General features: G+C 63.3%; 19 protein-coding genes and 1 pseudogene. 9 read left to right on the top strand and 11 right to left on the bottom strand.

Features of this window, described 5'->3' with window-relative positions; genetic code table 11:
- Positions 1 to 21: 21 nt before the first annotated feature.
- The 4 genes and pseudogenes from DJ563_RS00915 to DJ563_RS00900 form a co-directional block, all read right to left on the bottom strand.
- Positions 22 to 405, bottom strand: a pseudogene (locus DJ563_RS00915) (AEC family transporter); the annotation flags it as partial.
- Between the two features lie 12 nt (positions 406 to 417).
- On the bottom strand, positions 418 to 1293 hold the full coding sequence (locus tag DJ563_RS00910) for a carboxylate/amino acid/amine transporter (RefSeq protein ID WP_274100258.1): 876 nt from the start codon (positions 1291 to 1293) through the stop codon (positions 418 to 420).
- Between the two features lie 612 nt (positions 1294 to 1905).
- Positions 1906 to 2505 (bottom strand): FMN-dependent NADH-azoreductase, encoded by a 600-nt coding sequence (locus DJ563_RS00905; RefSeq protein WP_033699661.1) that lies wholly within the window; start codon positions 2503 to 2505, stop codon positions 1906 to 1908.
- Positions 2506 to 2614: 109 nt separating this feature from the next.
- Positions 2615 to 2929 carry a hypothetical protein gene (locus DJ563_RS00900; protein WP_033699663.1) on the bottom strand — a complete coding sequence of 105 codons (315 nt, stop codon included), beginning with the start codon at positions 2927 to 2929 and terminating at the stop codon, positions 2615 to 2617.
- 48 nt (positions 2930 to 2977) lie between these two features.
- Between DJ563_RS00900 and DJ563_RS00895 the strand changes: the two genes are divergently transcribed.
- The 4 genes from DJ563_RS00895 to DJ563_RS00880 all read left to right on the top strand — a co-directional run bounded on the left by DJ563_RS00895 (position 2978) and on the right by DJ563_RS00880 (position 7173).
- Positions 2978 to 3901 (top strand): LysR family transcriptional regulator, encoded by a 924-nt coding sequence (locus tag DJ563_RS00895; RefSeq protein WP_033699665.1) that lies wholly within the window; start codon positions 2978 to 2980, stop codon positions 3899 to 3901.
- A gap of 13 nt (positions 3902 to 3914) precedes the next feature.
- Complete coding sequence (locus DJ563_RS00890) at positions 3915 to 4727, top strand: alpha/beta fold hydrolase (protein ID WP_434518668.1); 813 nt, start codon at positions 3915 to 3917, stop codon at positions 4725 to 4727.
- A complete protein-coding gene (locus DJ563_RS00885; protein ID WP_274098874.1) occupies positions 4721 to 5278 on the top strand; it encodes a peptidylprolyl isomerase in 558 nt (185 codons plus the stop codon). The genes DJ563_RS00890 and DJ563_RS00885 overlap by 7 nt, the downstream gene beginning before the upstream one ends.
- 62 nt (positions 5279 to 5340) lie before the next feature.
- Positions 5341 to 7173: an ABC transporter ATP-binding protein gene (locus DJ563_RS00880; protein ID WP_434518667.1), complete on the top strand. Its 1833-nt coding sequence runs from the start codon at positions 5341 to 5343 to the stop codon at positions 7171 to 7173.
- A 27-nt stretch (positions 7174 to 7200) separates the two neighbouring features.
- On the opposite strand, the gene DJ563_RS00875 is transcribed toward DJ563_RS00880, so the two are convergent.
- Positions 7201 to 8328, bottom strand: coding sequence for a GNAT family N-acetyltransferase (locus DJ563_RS00875; RefSeq protein ID WP_274098875.1), 1128 nt, complete (start codon positions 8326 to 8328; stop codon positions 7201 to 7203).
- A gap of 263 nt (positions 8329 to 8591) precedes the next feature.
- On the opposite strand from DJ563_RS00875, the gene DJ563_RS00870 reads away from it, so the two are divergent.
- On the top strand, positions 8592 to 9836 hold the full coding sequence (locus DJ563_RS00870; protein WP_274098876.1) for a putative porin: 1245 nt from the start codon (positions 8592 to 8594) through the stop codon (positions 9834 to 9836).
- Between the two features lie 139 nt (positions 9837 to 9975).
- Here DJ563_RS00870 and DJ563_RS00865 read toward each other — a convergent pair whose 3' ends face one another.
- Positions 9976 to 11097: a beta-ketoacyl-ACP synthase III gene (locus tag DJ563_RS00865; RefSeq protein ID WP_274098877.1), complete on the bottom strand. Its 1122-nt coding sequence runs from the start codon at positions 11095 to 11097 to the stop codon at positions 9976 to 9978.
- A 177-nt stretch (positions 11098 to 11274) separates the two neighbouring features.
- On the bottom strand, positions 11275 to 15180 hold the full coding sequence (gene hrpA, locus DJ563_RS00860; protein WP_274098878.1) for an ATP-dependent RNA helicase HrpA: 3906 nt from the start codon (positions 15178 to 15180) through the stop codon (positions 11275 to 11277).
- A gap of 445 nt (positions 15181 to 15625) precedes the next feature.
- Here hrpA and DJ563_RS00855 point away from each other — a divergent pair, with 445 nt between their 5' ends.
- Entirely contained in the window at positions 15626 to 16990 is a 1365-nt protein-coding gene (locus DJ563_RS00855) for a glutamine synthetase family protein (protein ID WP_274098888.1), read from the top strand.
- A gap of 25 nt (positions 16991 to 17015) precedes the next feature.
- Positions 17016 to 18323, top strand: coding sequence for an NAD(P)/FAD-dependent oxidoreductase (locus DJ563_RS00850; RefSeq protein ID WP_434518666.1), 1308 nt, complete (start codon positions 17016 to 17018; stop codon positions 18321 to 18323).
- A gap of 64 nt (positions 18324 to 18387) precedes the next feature.
- Here DJ563_RS00850 and fadD1 read toward each other — a convergent pair whose 3' ends face one another.
- Together fadD1 and fadD2 are read right to left on the bottom strand one after the other, a co-directional pair.
- Positions 18388 to 20085 (bottom strand): long-chain-fatty-acid--CoA ligase FadD1, encoded by a 1698-nt coding sequence (fadD1, locus tag DJ563_RS00845; protein WP_274098880.1) that lies wholly within the window; start codon positions 20083 to 20085, stop codon positions 18388 to 18390.
- Positions 20086 to 20350: 265 nt separating this feature from the next.
- The gene (gene fadD2, locus DJ563_RS00840; protein WP_274098881.1) at positions 20351 to 22039 is read right to left on the bottom strand and encodes a long-chain-fatty-acid--CoA ligase FadD2; all 1689 of its coding nucleotides are present in this window, start codon (positions 22037 to 22039) and stop codon (positions 20351 to 20353) included.
- Between the two features lie 224 nt (positions 22040 to 22263).
- Here fadD2 and DJ563_RS00835 point away from each other — a divergent pair, with 224 nt between their 5' ends.
- Positions 22264 to 23208, top strand: a complete 945-nt coding sequence (locus DJ563_RS00835; protein ID WP_434518665.1) for a lysophospholipase — start codon at positions 22264 to 22266, stop codon at positions 23206 to 23208.
- Positions 23209 to 23243: 35 nt separating this feature from the next.
- On the top strand, positions 23244 to 23714 hold the full coding sequence (locus DJ563_RS00830) for a MaoC family dehydratase (RefSeq protein ID WP_033699686.1): 471 nt from the start codon (positions 23244 to 23246) through the stop codon (positions 23712 to 23714).
- Between the two features lie 66 nt (positions 23715 to 23780).
- On the opposite strand, the gene DJ563_RS00825 is transcribed toward DJ563_RS00830, so the two are convergent.
- Together DJ563_RS00825 and DJ563_RS00820 are read right to left on the bottom strand one after the other, a co-directional pair.
- Positions 23781 to 25019, bottom strand: a complete 1239-nt coding sequence (locus DJ563_RS00825) for an RNA polymerase sigma factor (protein ID WP_434518664.1) — start codon at positions 25017 to 25019, stop codon at positions 23781 to 23783.
- Positions 25019 to 25504, bottom strand: a complete 486-nt coding sequence (locus tag DJ563_RS00820) for an SRPBCC family protein (protein WP_047583802.1) — start codon at positions 25502 to 25504, stop codon at positions 25019 to 25021. The genes DJ563_RS00825 and DJ563_RS00820 overlap by 1 nt, the downstream gene beginning before the upstream one ends.
- Between the last annotated feature and the right edge of the window lie 17 nt (positions 25505 to 25521).

Below are 25521 nucleotides of genomic sequence, written 5' to 3'. Positions count from 1 at the left end.
CAGGCAAGCCAGCGCCTACTCGAGTTTCAGCCCCACCAACGGCCACGGGCTGGCTTGCCCCATGCCCCGTTTCTCGGCCAGGAACGCCCCCAGTGAAATCAGCGCGCACGGGGTGGTCGCCAGCGCCAGCATGTCGAGAAAATGCAGCACCGGCTCCGCCAGGCCCAAACCAGAAACCGCCCAAGCCGCCCCGGCAATCGGCGAAATGACCAACGGGTTCTTGGCCAGCGCCTTGCTCACCACCCACATGGCTCGCCCCACCTGCCGTTCTTCCTGCAGGCCGATTTCAATCAACATCACTGAAATCGCGAACACCCGGCAGACCACGATCAGCGATGAAATCAACGTCGGCTGCAAACCCGCCTGACCAAACAGCAGGACGCACAAGGGGATACCGATGTAGCCATGCGGGTTCATTCACGCCTTGTTGCCAAGCGGTACCTGAGCGCGGCTGCCCAACCGGCTCAGCCACACCGACGCCAGAATCACCGCACCGCCGATGAACAGCCGCCCTAGCGGCTCGTGCTGGTTCCAGATCAACAGGTTGAGCAACAGCCCCACCGGCACATGCAGGTTGTTCATCACCGCCAGTGTCGCCCCGGAGACCAGGCACGCGCCCTTGTTCCACCAGTACAGGCCCAACGCAGTAGGGCACAGCCCGAGGAACAACAGCACCAGCCATTGCACATCAGTGCTCGGCAAGTGCTGGGCATTGCCGAACAACACGAACGCCGGCAACACCACGATCAAGGCCCCCAGGTAGAAGTAGCCGAAGCGCGTGTAGTGCGGCAGGTCGCTGGGGTTTCGGGCGACCAGATGGCGGTACAGCACCTGGCCCGCGGCATAGGTGAAGTTGGCCAGCTGCAGCAGCAGGAAGCCGATGAAGAACTCGCCGCTGATGCTGTCAAAGCGGATCACCGCGGCCCCGGCCACCGCCACCAGCGCCGCGAGCAACGCCCATGGGTTGAAACGCCGGTTCAAGGCGTCCTCGATCAAGGTGACGTGCAACGGCGTGAGAATGGTGAACAACAGCACTTCCGGCACGGTGAGCACGCGAAAGCTCAGGTACAGGCACACATAGGTGATGCCGTACTGCAGCGCGCCGATCAGCAGCATCGAGCGCATGAAGCGCGGCTCGACCTGGCGCCAGCGGGTCAGCGGCAGAAACACCAGGCCCGCCAGCAGCACCCGCGCGAGCACGGCAAAGTAGCTGTCGACATGCCCGGCCAGGTACTCGCCGATCAAGCTGAAGGAAAACGCCTGGATCAGCGCGACGATAATCAGGTAGCCCATGGTTGCCTCTCGTGGATCAAGGCGGCGACCTTAGCGGGTTGCGGCCGCTGTGTTCAACCATGAGGAATGTAGGGATGGCAGCGCACGCGACCGTTCCGGTCCTAAAAGCAGACCGCCTTGGCCACGGCAAAATAGGTTCTTCACAGAATGTTGGGGAAGTGGGGCTGCTATGCGCTTGTCGGGAGATAGGGTGATGGCGGCTAGCTGCCTGTCTTGGATTTGGAGGTGGGGCGGAAATCGAGCGCCGCCCGCGCGGCGCATCGCGACGCAAGGCCGCTCCTACATTTGTTTCGGGCCAATTATGCCTGAGGTATTGGCGCGCGGCCCCTTGGTGCCCGCCTAAATATCGCGTCGTACTAACAAAGCGGTCGCGCGCAAATGCCACAGGTCTCACTGGCCCGAAACAAATGTAGGAGCGGCCTTGCGTCGCGATGCGCCGCGCGGGCGGCGCTCGATCTCATGGGCGCTGCAAAACCCAAGACGGGCACCTGGTGGCCCCGAATCCAATCTCCAGGCATCCACAACCTCCCCCCCAAAAAAAGCCCGGCCATTGGCCGGGCAGGTACACCCAAAGGAGCAAACAAGGTGTCAGGCTTGGGAATTCGTTGACGCTCAGGCCACCGCAGCCAGTTTGGCCTTGGCCTGGTTGAGGCCCTTCTCGAAGAAGTCGCCGCTCATGTTCAGGCCCTCGGCATGGATGAAGTTCACATCGTGAATGCCGATGAATGCCATCACCTGGCGCAGGTACGGTTCCTGATGGTCGCTGGTGGCGCCGGCATGAATACCGCCGCGGGCAGTCAGGACGATGGCGCGCTTGCCGGTCAGCAGGCCTTGCGGGCCGGTCGGGGTGTACTTAAAGGTGATACCGGCGCGCAGTACATGGTCCAGCCAGGCCTTGAGGGTGCTGGGGATGGTGAAGTTGTACATCGGCGCGGCCATCACCAGCACGTCGGCCGCCAACAGCTCATCGGTCAATTCGTTGGAGCGGGCCAGCGCGTCCAGTTCGGCGGCGCTGCGCTGCGCCTCGGGCTTCATCCAGCCTCCGAGCAGGTTGGCATCCAGGTGGGGCACCGGGCTCACGGCCAGGTCACGTACGTTGATCTCGTCGGCCGGGTGGGCCGCCTGCCATTGCTGGATGAAGTCGCGGGTCAGCTGACGGGAAACGGAATCCTGCTGGCGGGCGCTGCTTTCGATGATCAGTACGCGGGACATGGGGTGCCTCCATCGGCAAATAGGGTGCGATTCGATGGAGGTGAGATTAAGGCTTGACCTATCGATAAAAAAGCGTAAAAAGTGGGTTCAATCAATCGATTAATCAGTTTTATTCGGCCGCGCAGTTCACGCCGATCCGCAGCTTGATGATCTGGCGATTGAACTTGGCGGTCACATCGACGCTTTTACCTGCCGGTACGTTCACCCGGCGCACCCGCGGCGCTTCCGGGCCGTTGCGGAACGTCACCTTGCAGGCCGCCGGTACCTGCCCGTAGTTGTTGAGGGTGATGGCGCCAATATCGTAGGCAGTGTCGTAGGCGGTGTAGTCGAGCTTGACCCCGTCCAGTTGCTTCTCCACATCGATGGGATAAGCCATGGCCCCGAGGGGCAGGCACATCAGTATTGCCGCACAACATTTCTTCATGGGGCGCTCTCCTTGGAAGAGCGCAGCTTAGGACAACAGGAGCGAAACATGAAAGCGCCGCGCGTAACCCTTGATCAGTGGCGAACCCTGCAAGCAGTGGTCGATCACGGGGGGTTTGCCCAGGCCGCCGAGGCACTGCACCGTTCGCAGTCATCGGTCAGCTACACCGTGGCACGCATGCAAGAGCAGCTCGGTGTACCGCTGCTGCGCATCGACGGGCGCAAGGCCGTGCTCACCGAAGCCGGCAACGTGCTGCTGCGCCGTTCGCGCCACCTGGTCAAGCAGGCCAGCCAGCTCGAAGACCTTGCCCATCACATGGAGCAAGGCTGGGAAGCCGAAGTGCGCGTGGTGGTCGATGCCGCCTACCCCAGCGCCCGGCTGGTGCGTGCCTTGAGTGCATTCATGCCGCAGAGCCGTGGCTGCCGGGTGCGTCTGCGCGAAGAGGTGCTGTCGGGCGTCGAAGAAGTGCTGCGTGAAGGCATCGCCGACCTTGCCATCAGCAGCTACAGCATCGGCGGCTACCTGGGCGCCGAACTGAGCGCGGTGGAGTTCATCGCCGTTGCCCACCCCGAACACAGCCTGCACCGCCTGGGCCGGGACATCACCTTCCAGGACCTGGAAAGCCAGCTGCAGGTGGTGATCCGCGACTCCGGCCGCGCGCAACCGCTCGATGTCGGTTGGCTGGGTGCCGAGCAGCGCTGGACCGTCGGCAGCCTGGGCACCGCCACCACCTTCGTCAGCAGCGGCCTGGGCTTTGCCTGGTTGCCCCGGCATATGATCGAACGCGAGCTGCGCGAGGGGGTACTCAAGGCGCTGCCGTTGGACCAGGGTGGCAGCCGCCACCCACTGTTCTACCTTTATTCGAGCAAAGAGAAGACCCTGGGCCCGGCCACGCAGATTCTCATCGACCTGCTGCGTAATTTCGACACCGCGCCCCTGGACGTGCCCTTCGCAGCCCCCCCGCAAGCCTGAGAGGACCGCGCCCATGGCCTATTTCGAACACGAAGGATGCTTGCTGCATTACGAGGAATATGGCCAGGGCGAACCCTTGGTGCTGCTGCATGGCCTGGGCTCCAGCTGCCAGGACTGGGAGCTGCAGATACCCCTGCTGAGCCATCACTACCGTGTGATTGCCATGGACATCCGCGGCCATGGCCGCTCCGACAAGCCCCGCGACGGTTACCAGATCGCCACCTTCAGCGAAGACTTGCTGGCCTTGCTCGAACACTTGCAGACCGGCCCGGTGCACTTCGTTGGCCTGTCGATGGGCGGGATGGTCGGTTTCCAGTTCGCCGTCGACCACCCGCAGTGGCTGCGCAGCCTGTGCATTGTCAACAGCGCCCCCGAGGTCAAGCGCCGCACTCGCAGTGACTGGGCCTGGTGGGCCAAGCGTTGGGGCCTGGCACGCCTGCTCAGTGTCGAGACCGTTGGCAAAGGGCTGGCCGAACGGTTGTTACCCAAGCCCGGGCAAGCCGACCTGCGCCAGAAGATGGCCCAGCGCTGGGCCCGCAATGACAAGCGCGCCTACCTCAAGAGCTTCGACGCCATCGTCGACTGGGGCGTGCAGGAACGCATCGGGCAAATCCGCTGTCCCACGCTGGTGATCGCCGCCGACCACGATTACACGCCGATACAACTCAAAGAGCGCTACGTCGCCCTGATGCCCCAGGCCAGGCTGGTAGTCATCGACGATTCCCGGCACGCTACGCCCCTCGATCAACCCGAGGTCTTCAACCAGACCCTGCTGCAGTTCCTTGCAGCCGCTTCCACCTCTCAAGGATCTTTGAGCCCATGCTGAAAAAACTCCTGCTCACCGCCTGCTCGGTTGCCTTCGCCACCAGCGTCATGGCGTCCGACAAGACCCCTCACGTATTGCTGGACACCAGCTTCGGTCAGGTCGAAATCGAGTTGAATGCCGAGAAGGCGCCGATCAGTACCAAGAACTTCCTCCAGTACGTCGACAGCGGTTTCTACAACAACACCATCTTCCACCGCGTGATCCCGGGCTTCATGGTTCAGGGCGGCGGTTTTACCGATCGGATGGCGCAGAAAAACACCCAGGACCCAATCCGTAACGAGGCCAGCAACGGCCTGCTGAACACCCGCGGCACCCTGTCCATGGCCCGCACTTCGGACCCGAACTCGGCCACCAGCCAGTTCTTCATCAACGTGGCCGACAACGACTTCCTCAACCCGGGCCGTGACCGCGGCTATGCGGTGTTCGGCAAGGTGACCAAAGGCATGGAAGTGGTCGACCAGATCGTCAACTCACCGACCACTGTCAAAAACGGCATGCGCGATGTGCCGGCCGACCCGGTCTACATCAAGTCCGCCAAACGCATCGACTGACCGCAGGCTTCACAGGGATGTGAAACCGCCTGAGGGTCGGACGAACAGGAGTGTTGTCACCCATGCTGTACCGCCGTTTTGAAAGACTGATCGATATTTTCCGCGAGGCACCGAGCGAAGCACCGCCGAGCACGGTGTGGCCGTTCTACCTGTATTACCTGCGCCAGGTCTGGCCCAGCTTTGTCGCCCTGCTGGTGGTCGGCCTGGTTGCCTCGCTGATCGAAGTGGCGATGTTCAGCTACCTGAGCCGCATCATCGACCTGGCCCAGGGCACGCCCAATGCCAACTTTTTCAGCGAGCACAGCGGTGAGCTGATCTGGATGCTGGTGGTGGTGCTGCTGTTGCGCCCGCTGTTCTTCGGCCTGCACGACCTGCTGGTGCACCAGACCATCAACCCAGGCATGACCAGCATGATCCGCTGGCAAAACCACACCTATGTGCTCAAACAGAGCCTGAATTTCTTCCAGAGCGATTTTGCCGGGCGCATTGCCCAGCGCATCATGCAGACCGGCAACTCGCTGCGCGATTCGGCGGTACAGGCGGTGGATGCGCTGTGGCACGTCCTGATCTACGCCGTCAGTGCACTGGTGCTGTTCGCCGAGGCCGACTGGCGCCTGATGCTGCCGCTGCTGGCGTGGATCGCCTGCTACATCGGCGCGCTGTTCTACTTCGTGCCCCGGGTCAAGGCGCGCTCGGTGATTTCGTCCGACGCACGCTCCAAGCTGATGGGGCGCATCGTCGACGGCTACACCAACATCGCCACCCTGAAGCTGTTCGCCCACACCGACTACGAGCAGCAGTACGCCCGCGAGGCGATCCGCGAACAGACCGAGAAAACCCAGCTGGCCTCCCGCGTCATCACCAGCATGGACGTGGTCATCACCACCCTCAACGGCTTGCTGGTGGTCGGCACCACGGGCCTGGCGCTGTGGCTGTGGAGCCAGTCGCTGATCACCGTGGGCGCAATCGCCCTGACCACCGGCCTGGTGATCCGCATCGTCAACATGTCGGGCTGGATCATGTGGGTGGTCAACGGCATCTTCGAGAACATCGGCATGGTCCAGGACGGCCTGCAGACCATCGCCCAGCCGGTCACCGTCACCGACAAGCCCAATGCGCCTGCGCTGAAGGTAAGCCGTGGCGCGGTGCACTTCGACGACGTGGACTTCCACTACGGCAAGGCCAGCAACGTGATCGAGGGGCTCAACCTGGACATTCGCCCGGGCGAGAAGATTGGCCTGATCGGCCCGTCAGGCGCGGGCAAATCGACCCTGGTCAACCTGCTGCTACGCCTGTACGACGTGCAGGGCGGGCGCATCCTGATCGATGGCCAGGACATCGCCGAAGTGAGCCAGGCCAGCCTGCGCGCACAGATCGGCATGATCACCCAGGACACCTCACTGTTGCACCGCTCGATCCGTGACAACTTGCTGTACGGCCGCCCCGAGGCCAGCGAAGCGGCACTGCACGAAGCGGTGCGCCGCGCCCGCGCCGACGAGTTCATACCGCAGCTGTCGGACGCCCAGGGGCGTACCGGCTTCGATGCCCATGTGGGCGAGCGTGGGGTCAAGCTGTCTGGCGGCCAGCGCCAACGTATCGCCATTGCCCGGGTACTGCTGAAGAATGCACCGATCCTGATCATGGACGAGGCCACCTCGGCGCTGGACTCGGAGGTCGAGGCGGCGATCCAGGAAAGCCTGGAGACCCTGATGCAAGGCAAGACGGTAATCGCCATCGCGCACCGGCTTTCAACCATTGCCCGGATGGACCGCCTGGTGGTGCTGGACAAGGGGCATATCGTCGAAAGCGGCAGCCACAGTGAACTGCTGGCGCAACAAGGGTTGTATGCACGGTTGTGGCATCACCAGACCGGGGGGTTTGTCGGGGTGGATTGAGCCCGGCAGGTGCAGCCGAGGCAGGTTTCAATCCCTGCGGTAGGGCAACATCCCCCGCGCCTCCTCGGCATACCCCTGCACCCCTTCGCGCTCCTGCAACAAGAACCCCTCGACCGCCCGCCGCAACCCCGGGTGCAACAGGTAATGCCACGACCGCGTCAGCACCGGCTCGAACCCGCGGATCAGCTTGTGCTCGCCCTGGGCCCCCGCGTCGAAGCGCTGCAAGCCTTCAGCAATGGCAAAGTCCATGCCCTGGTAGAAGCAGGTCTCGAAGTGCAGCCGGTCGAATTCATCCAGGCACCCCCAGTAACGGCCATACAGGCTGTCGTCGCCCACCAGGCTCAGGGCCATGGCCACATCACGCCCACCTTGCCTCGCCATCACCACCCGCAGTGCCTCGGGCATGCGCTCGGCCAGCAGGCTGAAGAATTCACGGGTCAGGTACGGGGCGCGCCTGCGTACCGCATACGTGTTGGCGTAGCACAGGTAGACAAAATCCCACTGCGCCTGCGTCAGTTGCTCCCCCCGGTACCACTGGAAGTCGATGCCCTGCCCGGCCACCTGTTCGCGCTCCTTGCGCATCTGCTTGCGCTTGCGCGAGCTGAGCGTGTCGAGGAAATCCTGGAAGTCTCGATAGCCGCGGTTACGCCAGTGAAACTGGCAACCAAGGCGCTCCATCCAGCCTGGCAAGCTGGCCATCTGTTGGTCCAGGGCCGGGTCGGTGAAGTTGATGTGCGCGCCAGAAAGCCCGCCCTTGCCCAGGTATTCGGGTAGCGCTTGCAACACCAGCAGGCCGTCGGCGGGGTCGGCAGCCAGCAGGCGCGGGCCGCTGACCGGGCTGAACGGCACCGCGCCGAGCAACTTGGGGTAGTAGGCGATGCCTGCCCGCTCACAGGCATCGGCCCAGCCGTGGTCGAACACGTACTCGCCAAACGAATGCCACTTGCGGTAGGCCGGCATGACGGCGCGCACCTGCCCTTCCCGTTCCAGCACCAGGTGCTCGGCCGCCCAGCCGGTCGACGGTGCAACGCTGGCGCTGTCCTCCAGGGCAGTGAGGAAGGCGTGGCGCAGAAACGGCTGGCCAGCGGGCACCAGGGCATCCCAGGTGGCCGCCGGAAGATCACGCAGATGAGCAAGGCTGTACAGGCTGGTCACGGTTTCGACTCGCTTTCTTGAGGCACTCAGTATCCCGGAAGAAGGGCCCATCACTCAAATGACGATCGCCCGGCCAACCCGTTTATTACCGATTACTTAATAACAGTGCCACTAATCCGACATTAATCTGTAATCCCCCCCCGCAATACTTGCGCCTGTTTTCCGGAACCCCAGAACCTGTCTATTCAGGCCCTTTCAGAAGACATGCCAACACAGGGGCGGGCGCTGAGCCTCCCCCATTTTTTTTCAGTAGGGAGAACCTTATGCGTCTTGTTTCCACACTTACCGGAGTGAGCCTCACCGGCATGATGCTGGCTCTGAGTACTCCGGCCAGTGCTGCTGTCGACGCCAAGTTGCTCGAAATGCTCCGCGCCAATGGCTCGATCAACCAGGCGCAGTACACCGAACTGCAAGGCGATCTGGCAAAAGAGACCAAGGAAAAGGCAGACCAGAAAGCTCAGTCCGAACGTATGAGTTCCTTTGAACAGAAAGTGGCATGGGCCGCCAAGACCCAGATCAAGGGTGATGTGCGCCTGCGCTATGAAGACGTCAACGTCGACGAGCCGAACAGCAGCAGCGGCAACCAGGACCGTCAGCGCGTCCGTGCCCGTGTCGGCTTCTACAGCGAGATCAACCCGCAAGTCGATGCCGGCGTACGCATCGCCACCGGCAGCAGCGCCGACCGCCGCTCCACCAACCAGAGCCTTGACAACTACTTCGACAAGAAGTCGCTGTGGGTCGACTTGGCCTACCTCGACTGGCACCCGACGGCGGTGCCGAACCTTCACCTGATCGGCGGCAAGATGCCCCAGCCGTGGGTGAGCATGGGCGACATCATCTGGGACAGCGACATCAACCCCGAAGGCGTCGCAGCGACCTACAAGGCCGACCTGGGCGGCGCCGAAGTGTTCGCCAGTGCGGGCCAGTACACCCTCAAGGACAACGTCGACGGCGACGGTGTGCAGTACAAGCATGACGCGCAGGTCTACCACGGCCAGCTGGGTGCCAAGTTCGCCCCCGCCGACGTGCTGAAGGTCACCGTGGGTGCGAGCATCTACGGCTACGACAACGACAAGGAAGCGGCCATTCTGCAGTCGTTCGGCAACACCACCAACGAGTTCAACCTGGTGGAAGGCTTCGGCCAGCTGGACTTCACCGGCTTCGCCATCCCGCTGTCGGCCTACGGCCAGTACGTGAAAAACACCGAAAGCACCGACGGTGAAGACCAGGCCTGGTTGGCCGGCCTGAAGACCAAGGTTGGCGCCTGGAGCCTGGACTACAACTACCGCGATGTTCAGCGCAACGCCGTGGTCAGCCTGTTCACCGACTCCGACTTCGGCAACGGCTTCACCGGTTCGCGCGGGCACAAGTTCAAGGTCGGTTACGAAATCGACAAGAACTTCTCGCTGGGTGCTGCTTACCTGATGGCCAAGACCGATCTGTCGCAGTTGCCGAACAGCAATGCGGATGTCGATACGCTGCAGGTCGACCTGGAAGCCAAGTTCTAAGCAACTGCTTCTCTGTTTCACTCAAGGCGGGAAATGCCGACCCCATCCGGCATTTCCTGCCTTTTTTCATCTGCCAGAAATGCGCCGGCCCCTTCGCGGGTAAAACCGCGAAGGGGCCGGTACAGGTCCTTACAAAAACCTAGCGCTTGCGCAGAATCACACTCCCCACCGAATACCCTGCACCAAACGAGCTCAGCACGCCCACCGCCCCCTCGGCCAGGTCATCCTGGTACAGGTGGAAGGCAATCACCGACCCTGCCGAACTGGTGTTGGCATAACGGTCCAGAATCACCGGTGCCTCTTCCTCGGTGGCTTCACGCCCCAGCAGCTTCTTGACGATCAGGTGGTTCATGCTCAGGTTGGCCTGGTGCAGCCAGAAGCGTTTGACGTCGCTCGGCTGCAGGTCATTCGCCTCCAAGTGCTCACCGATCAGCTCGGCGACCTTCGGGCACACTTCACGGAACACCTTGCGCCCTTCCTGGATGAACAGTTTGTCTGCCGCCCCTTCACCCTCCTCCGCCGCGCGGTTGAGGAAGCCGAAGTTGTTGCGGATGTTGTTGGAGAACCCCGTCCACAACTTGCTGCTGACAATCTCGAACTGGTGCTTGGACGTGGCCTGGTCGGCCCGCTCGATCAGCACCGCAGTGGCGGCATCGCCGAAGATGAAGTGGCTGTCGCGGTCACGGAAGTTCAGGTGCCCGGTGCAGACCTCGGGGTTGACCATCAGCACCGAACGCGCCTGGCCCAGTTGCACACTGTTGGCGGCGGTCTGGATGCCGAAGGTGGCTGACGAGCAGGCCACGTTCATGTCGAAGGCGAAGCCCTCGATCCCCAGTTCCTTTTGCACTTCGATGGCAATGGCTGGATACGGGCGCTGCAGGTTGGAGCAGGCGACGATCACGCCATCGACATCGGCAGCGGTGCGGCCTGCACGTTCCAGTGCCTGACGCGCTGCAGCCACGGCCATTTCGCACAGAACCGACGGCTCGTCATTGGAGCGTTCTGGCAGGCGCGGTTTCATGCGTTGCGGGTCGAGAATGCCGGCCTTGTCCAGCACGAAGCGGCTCTTGATGCCCGAGGCCTTTTCGATGAAAGCAGCGTCGGACAGCGGCGCTGCCTCGATCTCACCGCGCTCGATGGCGGCGGCGTTGTCGCGGTTGAACTGCTGCGACCAGGTATTGAAGGACTCCACCAGTTCTTCGTTGGAAATGCTCTGGGCCGGGGTATACAGGCCGGTGCCGCTGATCACGACGTTATGCACGGTCGTTCCTCTGGTCAAAGGCCATCGCCACGGGGCGCTGGCTGGAAACATGACTGAATAATGGCACTTTAGTGCCAATTCAAAGGCGAGGGCCGCGCCCTTGTGGGCGCGGGTTTACCCGCGAAGGGCCGCAATGCGGCCCCCAAACGCCTTGAAGTGTGCCACAAATCAAGGCAGTTAGCCTTCCACCTGGCTCCACTGTTTGCTCAATCGCTTGTCAGAAATCGGCACTTTCGTCCCCAGCTGCTGCGCGAACAACGACACCCGGTATTCTTCCAGCAACCAGCGGTACAACGTCAGTTGCTCATCGCGCTTGCCCTCCTGGGCGTGCTTGTCGGCGCGGGTCTTGTACTGGGCCCAGAGGTTGGCCAGCTCGCCGCTCCAGACGCGATCCTTCTGCACCTGCGAGCCCAGCTTCTCCAGGCGCAGCTCCACGGCCTTGAGGTAACGCGGCAGCTCCTTGAACCAGGCACCCGGGGTTTCGCGCACGAAGCCCGGGTACACCAGGTTGGCCAATTGTTGCTTGATGTCGTTCAGCGCCACCGCCTGGCTCAGGTCGATCTTGCCCTTGAAGCGCTTCTGCAGGCCATGCCACAGCTTGAGCACCTCCAGGGTCAGACGCGCCAGGCGCTCGGCATGCTCGGCCCAGCTGCCACGCTTGCGCTCAGCCAGCCCGGCCAAGGCCGCGCCGTCACGGGGCAGCGGCTGTTCGCCTTCAAGGATGCAGCTGTCCAGGCTGGCCAGCAGAATGTCTTCGACCAGCGCCTCGACACGGCCCAGCTCGCGGTACAGCAAGCCCAGTTCGGTGAGCCCGGGCAGCTTGCCGCGCAAAAACTTGGCAGGCTCTGCCAACTGCTGCAACAACAGGCGCTGCAAGGCGCGGCGGTGCTGGAACTCGGCTTCGGCCTGGGTCGAGAAACGCCCTTCGCGAACAGTGCCGTTTTCCTCCACCAGCGCCGGGTACACGGTCATCGACAGGCCGGCGATCTTCTGTTGGGTGGTCTGCGCCACTTCGCTGAACGCCTTGGCCTGCACCGGCCGTTCGGCGTTTTCGCTGCGTGGCACCGCCAGCGCGGCCTGGCTGGCAGCGGCGAAGCGCGCGGTCAACTCGGCCAGGTCGCGGCCTTCGCCAAGGAACTTGCCCTGGGCATCGACCACTTCGATGTTCATCCGCAGGTGGCCTTCGACCAGGCTGACAGATTCTGCCCAGGCCTCGTCGGAAACACGTGCACCGGTCATGCGCAGCAGCTCCTGGCCCAACGCCTGGGGCAGCGCGCCCTGGCCGAAAGTCATGCGGGCCAGCGAAGCTTTGACGAAGTCCGGCACCGGCACGAAATTCTTGCGCAGCGCCTTGGGCAGGTTGCGCACCAGCGCCACGCACTTGGCTTCGAGCAGGCCCGGCACCAGCCACTCCAGGCGCTCGCCCGGCAGGCTCGGCAACAGCGGGGCCGGTACCCGCACCGTCACGCCGTCGCGCGGGTGGCCCGGTTCGAAGTGGTAGCTCAACGACAGGCGCAAGTCCCCCACCTGCAGGCTGTCCGGGTACTGCGCTGCGGTGACTTCGCTGGCCTCACGGGCCAGCACGTCTTCCTCGCGCATGATCAGCAGGTTGGCGTCCTTCTGGCTGGTCATGCGGTACCAGGCATCGAAGGTCGCGGTCTGGTGGATGTCCTCGGGCAGGCGCGCTTCGTAGAAGGCGTAGAGGGTCTCTTCGTCGGCCAGAATGTCGCGCCGGCGGGCCTTGGCCTCCAGTTCGTCGAGCTGTTCGAGCAGGCGCTTGTTGGCCGACAGGCACTTGGCCCGCGACTGGATTTCGCCGCCCACCAGCCCCTCGCGAATGAACAGCTCCCGCGATGTCACCGGGTCGATCGGGCCGAAGTGAACCGGGCGGCGGCCAACCAGAATCAGCCCGTACAAGGTGATCTGCTCGTACGCCACCACCTGCCCGCGCTTCTTCTCCCAATGCGGCTCGAAGTGGTTCTTCTTGACCAGGTGGGCCGCCAGCGGCTCGATCCAGTCGGGCTCGATGCGGGCGACCATGCGCGCATACAGCTTGGTGGTTTCCACCAGCTCGGCGGCCATCACCCACTGCGGACGCTTGCGGCCCAACCCCGAGGACGGGTGGACCCAGAAGCGCCGTTGGCGGGCACCTTGGTAATCGCCCTCCTCGGTCTTCTGGCCGATCTGGCTGAGCAGGCCGCTGAGGATTGCCTTGTGCATCCGTTGGTAATCGGACGGTTCCTTGTTTACCGTCAATTGCAGGTCACGGCAGATCAGCGCCAACTGGCGGTGGGCGTCACGCCATTCGCGCAGGCGCAGGTAATTGAGGAAATTTTTGCGGCACCAGTTGCGCAGCGGGCTGGCGGTCAATGCCTGGCGCTGTTCCTCGAAACCCCGCCACACATTGACCAGCGCGGCGAAGTCGGAGTCGACGTCCTTCCACTGGGCATGCGCCTGGTCGGCCGCCTGCTGGCGCTCCGGCGGCCGCTCGCGCGGGTCTTGCACCGACAGTGCACTGGTGACGATCAACACTTCCTGCAGGCTGCCCTGACGGGCGCCTTCAAGCAGCATGCGGCCTAACCGTGGGTCGATGGGCAAGCGCGCCAGTTGCCGCCCGAGCGGGGTCAACTGGTTTTCGCGGTTGACCGCCGAGAGCTCCTGCAACAGGTTGAAACCATCGCTGATGGCCTTGCCATCCGGCGGCTCGATGAACGGGAACGCATCGATCGCACCCAGGCGCAGGTGCAGCATCTGCAGGATCACCGCCGCCAGGTTGGTGCGCAGAATCTCCGGGTCGGTGAACGCCGGCCGGCCGTTGAAATCCTCTTCGCTGTACAGGCGCACGCAGATGCCAGGCTCGACCCGGCCGCAACGGCCTTTACGCTGGTTGGCACTGGCCTGGGATACCGCCTCGATCGGCAGGCGTTGGACCTTGGCCCGGTAGCTGTAGCGGCTGATGCGGGCGGTGCCGGTGTCGATCACGTAGCGAATGCCCGGCACCGTCAGCGAGGTCTCGGCAACGTTGGTGGCCAGGATCACCCGGCGCCCGGTATGCGACTGGAAAATGCGCTGCTGCTCGGCGGGCGACAGGCGTGCATACAGCGGCAGAATCTCGGTATGGCGCAGTTGCGCCTTGCGCAGGATCTCGGCCGCGTCGCGGATTTCCCGCTCCCCCGGCAAGAAGATCAAGACATCACCCGGCCCCTTGCCCTGGCTGCGCTCGTGTTGCGCCAGTTCATCCAGGGTGGCGAGGATCGCCTGGTCGACGGTGAGGTCATCTTCGATCTGGTTGCCTTCCTCGTCCTGCTCGCTGGTCAGCGGGCGGTACCAGGTTTCTACCGGGAAGGTGCGCCCGGAGACTTCGATGATCGGTGCGCCGTCGAAGTGCTTGGAGAAACGCTCGAGGTCGATGGTCGCCGAGGTGATGATCAGCTTCAGTTCCGGGCGGCGGTGCAACAGGGTCTTGAGGTAGCCGAGCAGGAAGTCGATGTTGAGGCTGCGTTCGTGGGCTTCGTCGACGATGATCGTGTCGTAGCGTTCGAGAAAGCGGTCGTGCTGGGTTTCGGCCAGCAGGATGCCGTCGGTCATCAGCTTGACCAGGGTGTTGGAATCACTCTGGTCCTCGAAACGCACCTGGTAACCAACCAGCCCACCAAGCGGCGTGCCGAGTTCTTCGGCGACACGGGCGGCGACGCTGCGCGCAGCAATCCGGCGTGGCTGGGTGTGGGCAATCAGGCCATGGCTGCCACGCCCCAGCTCAAGGCAGATCTTCGGCAACTGGGTGGTCTTGCCCGAGCCGGTCTCACCGGCTATGACCAGCACCTGGTGCTCGGCCAGCGCCTTTTTGATCTCGTCACGCTTGGCTGCAATGGGCAGGCTGTCGTCGTAACGCACGGTCGGCACGCTTTGCTGGCGCGCAGTGACCTGGGCGCAGGAGGCCTGGACCTTTTCCGCCCACTGGGCGAGCTTGGCCTCATCGGGGCGCTTGCGCAGCTCATGCAGTTGCCGACGCAGACGATGGCGGTCGGCGATCATGGCGTGGTCGAGGTTTTTCAGGAGCTGGTCGATGGCTTGATCTGTCATGGGGCTTTTTAGTGATGCAGGTGGGCCTGCTTTTTCATGATCGGCATTTGAAGAGGCGCGATTGTCGCAGATTTGCCCGTTCTCTGCTGGCTCCTGCACCCAGCACCTCGACGCAAATGTTTAGCCGACACCGATGTAAAGGTTGCCATTCATTGCTTTAATCAACCTTACGCCGCATGTGAGTATCAAAGGCATGATCCCTGCCCCGTTCACCGTGCCCCCGCAGCCCCGCCCTTCGCTCCCGAAGGCCCGGACCCGCGCCGGTGAAAATCCGCTGGTGCACATCATCCTCGCGTTCTGGGCCTTGTGGCACTGCCGCCATGCGCGCCCACCGGATACTTCGCTCCCGCATCACTGACCAGACCCGGCCCGCTGCTGGCCGATCGTTTCAGTTTGACCCCACGGTTGCCCGCGGCGGTCATGTGCGCCCATGAGCGAATCCGACATGCACTTTGCAAACCCCGAACACGCCCGCCAGTTCCTGGCCGACAACCCCGATATCGAGCTGATCGAACTGTTCATCCTCGACGCCAACGGTGTACCCCGCGGCAAGCTGCTGCACCGCGAGGAACTGCTGGCGGTGTACCAGACCGGTCGCCCGCTGCCCAGCACCATCATGGGCCTGACCCTCAACGGCGATGACGTCGAAAATTCAGGCCTGGTCTGGGATGTCGGCGACATCGACTGCCGCGCCTACCCGCTGGAGGGCAGCCTGGTACGCCTGCCGTGGCGGCGCGTGCCGACCGCCGCAGTGCAGGTCAGCATGCACCCCAGCGAGGGCCTGCCGGCCAGCATTGCCGACCCGCGCCATGTGCTGCTGCGCACCATCGATGCACTCAAGGCTGACGGCTACCACCCGGTGATGGCCTGCGAGCTTGAGTTCTACCTGCTCGACCAGAAGCGTGATGCCCAGGGCCGACCGCAGCCTGCCCTGGACAACGACGGCGGCCGCCCACGCAGCACCCAGGTGTATGGCCTGCGTGAGCTTGAGCAGATCGAGCCGTTTCTCGCTGACCTCTACGCCGCCTGCAAGGCCCAGGGCATTCCGGCCCGCACGGCGATCTCCGAGTATGCACCCGGCCAGGTGGAAATCACCCTTGAGCACGGCGATGCCCTGGCGGCGATGGACCAGGCCGTACGCTACAAGCGCCTGGTCAAAGGCGTGGCCAATGCCCATGGCATGCAGGCCTGCTTCATGGCCAAACCCTTCGCGCAACTGGCCGGCACCGGCATGCACATGCACCTGAGCCTGGCCGACAGCGCCGGCAACAACCTGTTCGCCAGCGAAGACAAGGCCGGTACGCCACTGCTGCGCCAAGCGGTGGCCGGCATGCTGCGCCACCTGCGTGATTCGCTGTTGTTGTTCTGCCCCAACGCCAACTCGTTCCGCCGCTTCCAGGCCAACAGCTACGCGCCACTTGCGCCGACCTGGGGGGTCGACAACCGCACGGTCAGCCTGCGGGTACCGGGCGGCCCGGCCAACAGCCGGCACGTGGAGCACCGCATCTGCGGCGCCGATGCCAACCCGTACCTGGCGGCAGCGGCAATCCTCGCCGCCAGCCACCGAGGTATTCGCGAACAGCTGGACCCTGGCGCCCCCGTTGAAGGCAACGGCTACGCCCAGGCCACCGAGCACCTGCCCACCGACTGGCTGACCGCCCTGGATGCACTGCAGCATTCGGACTGGGCGCGCGAAGCACTGGGCGCGGACTTCCTCGGCGTGTACCTGAAGGTCAAGCGCGCCGAGTACCGCCAGTTCATGGCCGAAGTCAGCGAGCAGGACTGGCGCTGGTACCTGCACCAGGCCTGAGCCCCATTCATAACAAGGAACACCCATGAACGCAGCACTGAACCAGGGGCCGGCCCAACGTGCGCCGTCCTATTACAACGCCACCCTGAATGACCATACGCAGTACCCGACCCTCAAGGGCACCGAGCAGGTAGACGTGGCGATCATCGGCGGTGGGTTCACCGGCGTGGCCACTGCCGTGGAGTTGGCCGAGCGCGGCCTCAAAGTGGCTATCGTCGAAACCAACCGCATCGGCTGGGGTGCCAGCGGGCGCAATGGCGGGCAGGTGACCGGCAGCTTGTCGGGCGACGAAGCCATGCGTACACAGATGCGCAACCGCCTGGGCGGCGAGGTGGATGATTTCATCTGGCACCTGCGCTGGCGCGGGCACCAGGTCATCGAGCAACGGGTGGCCCGCTACGGTATCGACTGTGACCTCAAGCGCGGCCACCTGCATGCGGCGATGAAACCGTCGCACCTGAACGAGCTGCGCGGGTTCGAGGCCCAAGCCCAGCGTCGCGGCATGGGCGACCAGGTGCAGATGCTCGACCGCAACGCCATGGCCCAGCACCTGCAAAGCCCGCTGTACCTGGGTGCATTGAAGAACCGACGCAACCTGCACCTGCACCCGCTCAACCTGTGCCTGGGCGAGGCGCGTGCCGCCCATAGCCTGGGGGCACTGATCTTTGAAAACTCAGAGGTGCTGGACATCGTCCACGGCCCGCGCCCGGCAGTAGTGACGGCCCAGGGACGGATCGAAGCCCGCCAAGTGATGCTGGCGGGCGATGTCTATCACAAGCTGGAACAGCGCAAGCTCAAGGGCAAGATCTTCCCGGCCATGGGCGGCATCGTCACCACCGCACCGCTGGGCGAGCTGGCCGAGCAGATCAACCCGCAGGACCTGGCGGTATACGACTGCCGTTTTGTCCTCGACTATTACCGCCTGACCGCCGACAAGCGCTTGCTGTTTGGCGGCGGCGCCAACTATTCCGGGCGCGACTCACGCGATATCGAAGCAGAGCTGCGCCCGTGCATCGAGCGCACCTTCCCGGCGCTCAAAGGGGTACCGATCGAGTTCCAGTGGAGCTGCGCCATGGGTATCGTGGTCAATCGCATCCCGCAACTGGGCAAGCTCTCGGACAATGTCTGGTACTGCCAGGGCTATTCCGGGCATGGCATTGCCACCAGCCACATCATGGGCGAGATCATGGCCGAAGCGTTGACCGGGACTCTGGAGAAGTTCGACACCTTTGCCCAGTGCAAGCATGTGCGGGTGCCAATGGGGGAACTGCTGGGGAATCCGCTGCTGGCGGCGGGGATGTGGTACTACCAGATGCTTGAGAAACTGCGCTGATTATACCGGCCCCTTCGCAGGTATGCCCGCGAAGGGGCCGGCAAAGCCAGCCCTGAATAAAGGATTAGGCGATCTTTTTGAGGCCCTGCTTCTTCAGCTCTTCGTCACGCAATTCACGGCGCAGGATCTTGCCCACGTTGGTGGTCGGCAACGTATCGCGGAACTCGATGTAGCGCGGCACTTTGTAACCGGTGACGTTGGCACGCATGTGCTCCATCACCTGCTCCTTGGTCACGGTCATGCCCGGCTTGACCACGATGAACATCTTGATCACTTCACCCGACTTCTCGTCCGGCACCCCAATGGCCGCGCACTGCAGCACACCGGGCAAGCCGGCGAGCACGTCTTCCAGCTCGTTGGGGTACACGTTGAAACCCGAGACCAGGATCATGTCCTTCTTGCGGTCGACGATGCGCATGTAACCGTCCGGCTGAATCAGCGCGATGTCACCGGTCTTGAGCCAGCCTTGGCTGTCGAGGATCTCGGCGGTGGCGTCCTCGCGCTGCCAGTAGCCCTTCATCACTTGCGGGCCCTTGATGCACAGTTCACCCACCTCGCCCAGCGGCAGTTCATTGCCACTGTCGTCGATGACCTTGCACAGCGTCGAGGGCACCGGGATACCGATGGTGCCGACCTGGTTGGCCTCGGACGGGTTGACCGCAGCCACCGGGCTGGTTTCGGTCATGCCGTAACCTTCGCAGATGGCGCAACCGGTCACGGCCTTCCAGCGCTCGGCCACGCTCAGTTGCAGCGCCATGCCGCCAGACAAGGTGATTTTCAGCGCCGAGAAGTCCAGGGTGCGGAACCCCTCGTTGTTGCACAGGGCGACGAACAAGGTGTTGAGGCCGACGAAGCCGCTGAATTTCCACTTGCCCAGCTCTTTGACCATCGCCGGCAAATCACGCGGGTTGCTGATGAGCACGTTGTGGTTGCCGATCAGCATCATCGCCATGCAATGGAAGGTGAAGGCGTAGATGTGGTAAAGCGGCAGCGGCGTGATCAGGATCTCGCAACCTTCATGCAGGTTCGAGCCCATCAGCGCCCGGCATTGCAGCATGTTGGCCACCAGGTTGCGGTGGCTCAGCATCGCGCCCTTGGCCACACCCGTGGTACCGCCAGTGTATTGCAGCACCGCAACGTCGCTGGCTTGCGGGTTGGCTTCGGTGACCGGCTGGCCCTTGCCCAGTGCCAGGGCGTCGTTGAAGCGCACGGCACGCGGCAGATTGTAGGCCGGCACCATCTTCTTCACGTACTTGATGACACTGTTGATCAGCAGGCGCTTGAGTGGCGGCAGCAGGTCGGCCACTTCGGTGACGATGACATGCTTGACCTGGGTCTTGGGCAGCACCTTTTCAGCCAGGTGGGCCATGTTGGCCAGGCACACCAGCGCCTTGGCGCCGGAGTCGTTGAACTGGTGCTCCAGCTCCCGCGCGGTGTACAGCGGGTTGGTGTTGACCACGATCAGCCCTGCACGCATGGCGCCGAATACCGCTACCGGGTACTGCAGGACATTGGGCAGTTGCACGGCAATGCGATCACCCGGTTTCAGGTCGGTGTGCTGCTGCAGCCAGGCGGCAAATGCCCCCGACAGCGCATACAGTTCGCCATAGGTGATAGTCTTGCCCAGGTTGCTAAAGGCCGGTTTGTCGGCAAAGCGTTGGCAGGATTGCTTGAGTACCGCCTGGATATTGGGGAATTCGTCAGGATTGATTTCCGCCGTAATCCCGGCTGGGTATTTATCCTTCCAAAAATGTTCGATCATGGAAGCCCACTCCTTCAGCAACAGCGAAGTTCGATTCACGCGTCGATGCGCTTATTATTGATATGTGATGACGGCTCATTGCAAACCGGATCATCTGAAAGCGGCCCGAGAGTAACAGCTTTGCCAGGGGTCGCCTAGAGGCCAAAACAGGCCTTATGGTCACAAAAATGACTCAATGAACAATACAGGTCATTTTTAGAGTAATTATCCAAAATGTCGCAAAACGGGCCGAAAGGCCCGCTCTAGAGGCGTATTTGCAGCCTTGTCAGGCAATATCACGCAGCTCGCGCCGTAGAATCTTGCCCACCGGTGTCATCGGCAGCGAGTCGCGCAGCACAATGTGCTTGGGCACCTTGTAACCGGTGAAGTTGGCCTTGCAGTAAGCCTTGAGCTCATCCACGCTGACCCCGCCCTCACGCGGCACCACGAACAGTTTCACCGCCTCGCCGGAGCGCTCGTCGGGTACGCCGATGGCGGCGCAACTGGCGACCTGCGGATGGGCCATGATCACGTCCTCGATCTCGTTGGGGTACACATTGAAGCCCGAGACGATGATCATGTCTTTCTTGCGGTCGACGATGCGGGTGAAACCATCGGGGTCGATCACCGCGATGTCGCCGGTCTTCAGCCAGCCCTGGGCGTCCAGGGTCTGCGCCGTGGCCTCGGGTTGTTGCCAGTAGCCCTTCATCACCTGCGGGCCCTTGATGCACAACTCGCCCCGCTCGCCCAGCGGCAGCTCGTTGCCCTCGTCGTCGATCACCTTGAACGCCGTGCCTGCCACCGGGATGCCTACCGTGCCCAGGCGCGCCAGCTGGCCATAGGGGTTGGTGCTGGCTACCGGCGAAGTCTCGGTCAGGCCGTAGCCTTCGACGATACGGCAGCCCGTGAGGCTCTCCCAGCGCTCGGCGGTGGCCTTGACCAGCGCTGTGCCGCCAGAGTTGGTGACCTTCAGCGCGGAAAAGTCCAGTTGCCTGAAGCCTGGGTGGTCCATCAGCGCGACGAACAAGGTATTGAGCCCCAGCAGGCCGGAAAAACGCCACTTGCCCAGCTCCTTGACGAAGCCGGCGATGTCGCGTGGGTTGGTAATCAGCACGTTGTGGTTGCCTGTGACCATCATGCACATGCAGTTCGCGGTAAACGCGTAGATGTGGTACAGCGGCAGCGGCGCGATCATCACCTCCTGGCCTTCCTTGATCATCTTCTGCCCGTCTGGCCCGTGCTGCGAGAAACACGCCAGCACCTGGAGCATGTTGGCCACCAGGTTGGCGTGGGTGAGCATGGCGCCCTTGGCCAGGCCAGTGGTGCCACCGGTGTATTGCAACACGGCGATGTCGTCGAGGCTCAGCGGTACCGGTTTGTGGCTCAGCGAACGGCCCTCACGCAGCACCTGCTTGAACGACACCGCCTGGGGCAATTGATAGGCCGGCACCATCTTCTTCACTTTGTCGACCACGGTGTTGACCAGCCAGCCCTTGGCGGTGGGCAACAGGTCGCCCATCTTTGCTTCGATGAGGTATTCGATGCCGGTATCGGGCAGCACTTCCTGCACGCGCTTGCCGAACATGTTCAGGTACACCAGGGCACGGGCGCCGGAGTCCTTGAACTGGTGGCGCATTTCACGCTCGGTGTACAACGGGTTGGTGTTGACCACGATCAGGCCCGCACGCAACGCACCGAACACGGCGATCGGGTACTGCAGCACGTTGGGCATCTGCACGGCAATGCGATCGCCCGGGGCCAGGTCGGTATGTTGCTGCAGCCAGGCGGCGAAGGCTGCCGACTGGCGCTCCAGCGCCGCGTAGGTCAGGGTGACGCCGAGGTTGCTGAACGCCGGGCGGTCGGCAAAGCGCTTGCAGGAGCGTTCGAACACCTCGACCACAGAGGTATAGGCATGGATATCGATGGTGGAAGGCACGCCCGCCGGGCGCTTGTCATTCCAGAAGTCGGCTTGCATTTATTATTGTTCCTCTGCCTGGACCTGCTACCGGTAGCGGGTCATGTAATCCTTTGACCTGGTCGCCAATGGCAAACAGGCGTTGAACCGACGTTAGCAGGTAAGCCGAAGGCGGCATATACGCCAAGCTCCGCCATTAACATTGTGAATCTTATTTGTGCCCTTCCTGCAATCCAGCCGGTTGCGCATACACTGTGCGCGTACCCCTGCGCAAAGGACCGGCCATGCCCCACGACGCCTTCTGGCTACCCGCCAGCGAGCATTGCAGCCTCTATGTGCACCAATGGCTGCCGACAACCCCGGTGAAGGCCGTGGTGTTGCTGGCCCATGGCATGGCGGAGCACGCCGGGCGCTACCGGCGCCTGGGCCAGGCGTTGAGCGAGGCCGGCTTTGCGCTGTTCGCCGCCGACCAGCGCGGCCATGGCCGCACCGCCGAGCTGGGCAGCCTGGGCCTGTTCGCCCGCAATCATGGCTGGAATGCCGTGGTCAACGACCTGGGCTTGCTCGCCCAGCACATCGGTCAGCAGTACCCCGGCACACCGTTGTTTGTGTTTGGCCACAGCATGGGCAGCTACATCGCCCAGGCGTACCTGATGCACCACAGCGCCAGCGTGCAGGGGGCGATCCTCAGCGGCTCCAACTTCCAGCCGGCGGCGTTGTACCGGGTGGCGCGGCTGATTGCCCGGCTGGAGGCGTGGCGCCAGGGGCCGCTGGGCAAGAGTGCGCTGATAGACTGGCTGTCGTTCGGCGCGTTCAACAAGGCCTTCAAGCCTAACCGCACGGCCTTCGACTGGCTTAGCCGCGACCCTGGCGAAGTGGACCTGTATGTGAATGACCCGCTGTGTGGCTTTCGCTGCAGCAACCAACTGTGGCTCGACTTGCTGCAAGGCTTGGCGCAGATCAGCCAGGCAAGTACCCTCGCGCAGATCGATCCGAACCTGCCAATGCTGGTGATTGGCGGCGAATGTGATCCGGTCAGTGCCGGCAAGCGTCTCACCCATCTGGCCGACGCGCTGCGCGCGACCGGCAACCGGCATGTACAGCTGCGCGTCTACCCACACGCGCGGCACGAAGTGCTCAACGAAACCAACCGTGACGAGGTCACCGCCGATATTCTCGGCTGGCTCGAACAGGCGCTGGCCCTTGGCCGCCCTGCGCGCAGTGAATGATAGGCACCCTCGCCCCACCGCTTAAGGAAGCCCCGATGTCCCAGGTCACCAACACGCCTTACGAAGCCCTTGAGGTCGGCCAGAAAGCCACCTATGAGAAGTCTGTGGAAGAACGCGACATCCAGCTGTTCGCCGCGATGTCCGGTGACCACAACCCGGTGCACCTGGATGCCGAGTTCGCGGCCAAGAGCATGTTCCGTGAGCGCATTGCCCATGGCATGTTCAGCGGCGCGCTGATAAGTGCCGCAGTGGCCTGCACCCTGCCTGGGCCTGGCACTATCTATCTGGGCCAGAAAATGAGCTTCCAGAAGCCGGTAAAAATCGGCGACACCCTGACCGTGCGCCTGGAAATCCTCGAGAAGCTGCCCAAGTTCAAGGTGCGCATCGCCACCAATGTGTACAACCAGAACGATGAGCTGGTCGTCGAAGGCGAGGCCGAAATCCTGGCGCCACGCAAGCAGCAGACCGTCGAGCTGGTATCGCCGCCGCATTTCGTGGCCAGCTGATTTCAGCACCTATTGCTTCGCGGAGGTTCGGGGCGCCGAACCTCCGCGAAAGGGCCGCTAATACCCTTACCCCAATTCGCGTAGACGGCTTTCGATATGCCGTCGCTCCGGCGCCTGCCGGGTCAACGCCAGTGCCTGCTGCCAGGCCGCGCGGGCCTCTTCGACATGGCCCAGCTGAGCATGCAACTGCGCCCTTGCCGCATAGGCCAGGTGATAATCGCGCAACTCCCCCGCCGCCAGAATCGCTTCAACCTCCACGAGCCCCGCCTGCGGCCCGTCACGCTTGGCCAGCGCCACCGCCCGGTTCAGCGCCACCACCGCGGACGGCCAGTAGCGTTGCAACACATCGTACAGCCCGACGATTTCGTCCCAATCCGTCGCATCGGCCGTGGCCGCCTCGGCATGCACCGCAGCAATCGCCGCCTGTACGGTGTAGGCGCCATAGGCCTGGCTTCGCAGGGCGTGGCGCACCAGCGCACAGCCTTCTTCAATACACTCGCGGTCCCACAGGCTGCGATCTTGTTGCTCAAGCAGCACCAGATTGCCCTCGGCATCGGTACGCGCGCGCTGACGCGACGCCTGCAACAGCATCAACGCCAGCAAGCCAAACCCCTCCGGGTCGGGTAGTAGTTGCACCAGCAGGCGGCCAAGGCGAATCGCCTCGTCAGTCAGATCTTGCTGCAGCAGGGTGTCGCCGGACGATGCCGAGTACCCTTCATTGAACACCAGGTAGATCACCCGCAATACGCTCTCAAGGCGCTCGGGCAACTCAATGAGCGCCGGCACCTGATAGGGGATGCCGGCATCGCGGATCTTGGCCTTGGCCCGCACGATGCGCTGGGCAATGGTGGCCGGGCTTTGCAGAAACGCTCGGGCAATCTGCTCGGTGGTCAGGTCGCAGACCTCGCGCAGGGTCAGCGGCACCTGGGCGTCGGCGGCCAACGCCGGGTGGCAGCAGGTGAAGATCAGCCGCAAACGGTCGTCGCCGAGCAGTTCTTCGTCGCTGGGGTCTTGCGCCTGGCCTTCCAGCAGCATGATCATGTCCGCCTGTGAGCGGTCGAAGCGGGCGCGTCGGCGTAACGCATCGATGGCCTTGAAACGGCCGGTTGAAACCAGCCACGCCCGCGGGTTGTCGGGGATGCCATCGCGCTGCCAGCGCTCGACGGCAATGAAGAACGCATCGTGCATGGCCTCCTCGGCCAGGTCGAAATCCCCCAGCAGGCGGATCAAGGTTGCCAGGATGCGCCGGGAATCGCGGCGGTAGACTCCCTCGACCTCGGCGCGCACCTGCGCCAGCGTCACCATCAGTCAGGCATCCGCTGGGTCACCACCTCCACCAGGCGGTCCAGGCTTTCTCCCCAGCCCTGGTGAAACCCCATTTCTTCATGGGCACGGCTGTCGGCGGCGCTCCAGTGCCAGGCGCGGGCGGTGTATCGGGTTTTGCCGTGTTCCTCGTCGAAGGTCACCACGGCGGTCATGAAGGCTTTGTTTGAAGGCACCCAGCCTGGCCCGAAAGCGTCGGTGAACACCAACCGCCGGGGCGCGGCGATCTCCAGGAACACGCCCTGGGTCGGGTACTCGGTACCGTCCGGGGCGCGCATCAAGGTGCGGAACAGGCCACCGACCCACAGCTGCATTTCGCATTCGGGGGTGGTCATGCCATGTGGCCCCCACCATTGCATCAGCCACTGGGGCTCGGTCCAGGCGCGGAACACCTTGGCCGGTGGTGCGTCGATCAGGCGGCTGATGGACAACTCGTGCTGCGCTTGCGCAGGGTGTGCAAGGCTCATGCTGGTTGTTCTCCGTT

The sequence above is a fragment of the Pseudomonas sp. NFX1 genome (genome assembly GCF_051123555.1).
GTDB classification, from domain to species: domain Bacteria; phylum Pseudomonadota; class Gammaproteobacteria; order Pseudomonadales; family Pseudomonadaceae; genus Aquipseudomonas; species Aquipseudomonas capeferrum.
The sequence above is the reverse complement of the archived record's forward strand: the minus strand, read 5'-3'. Positions and strand labels throughout refer to the sequence as shown.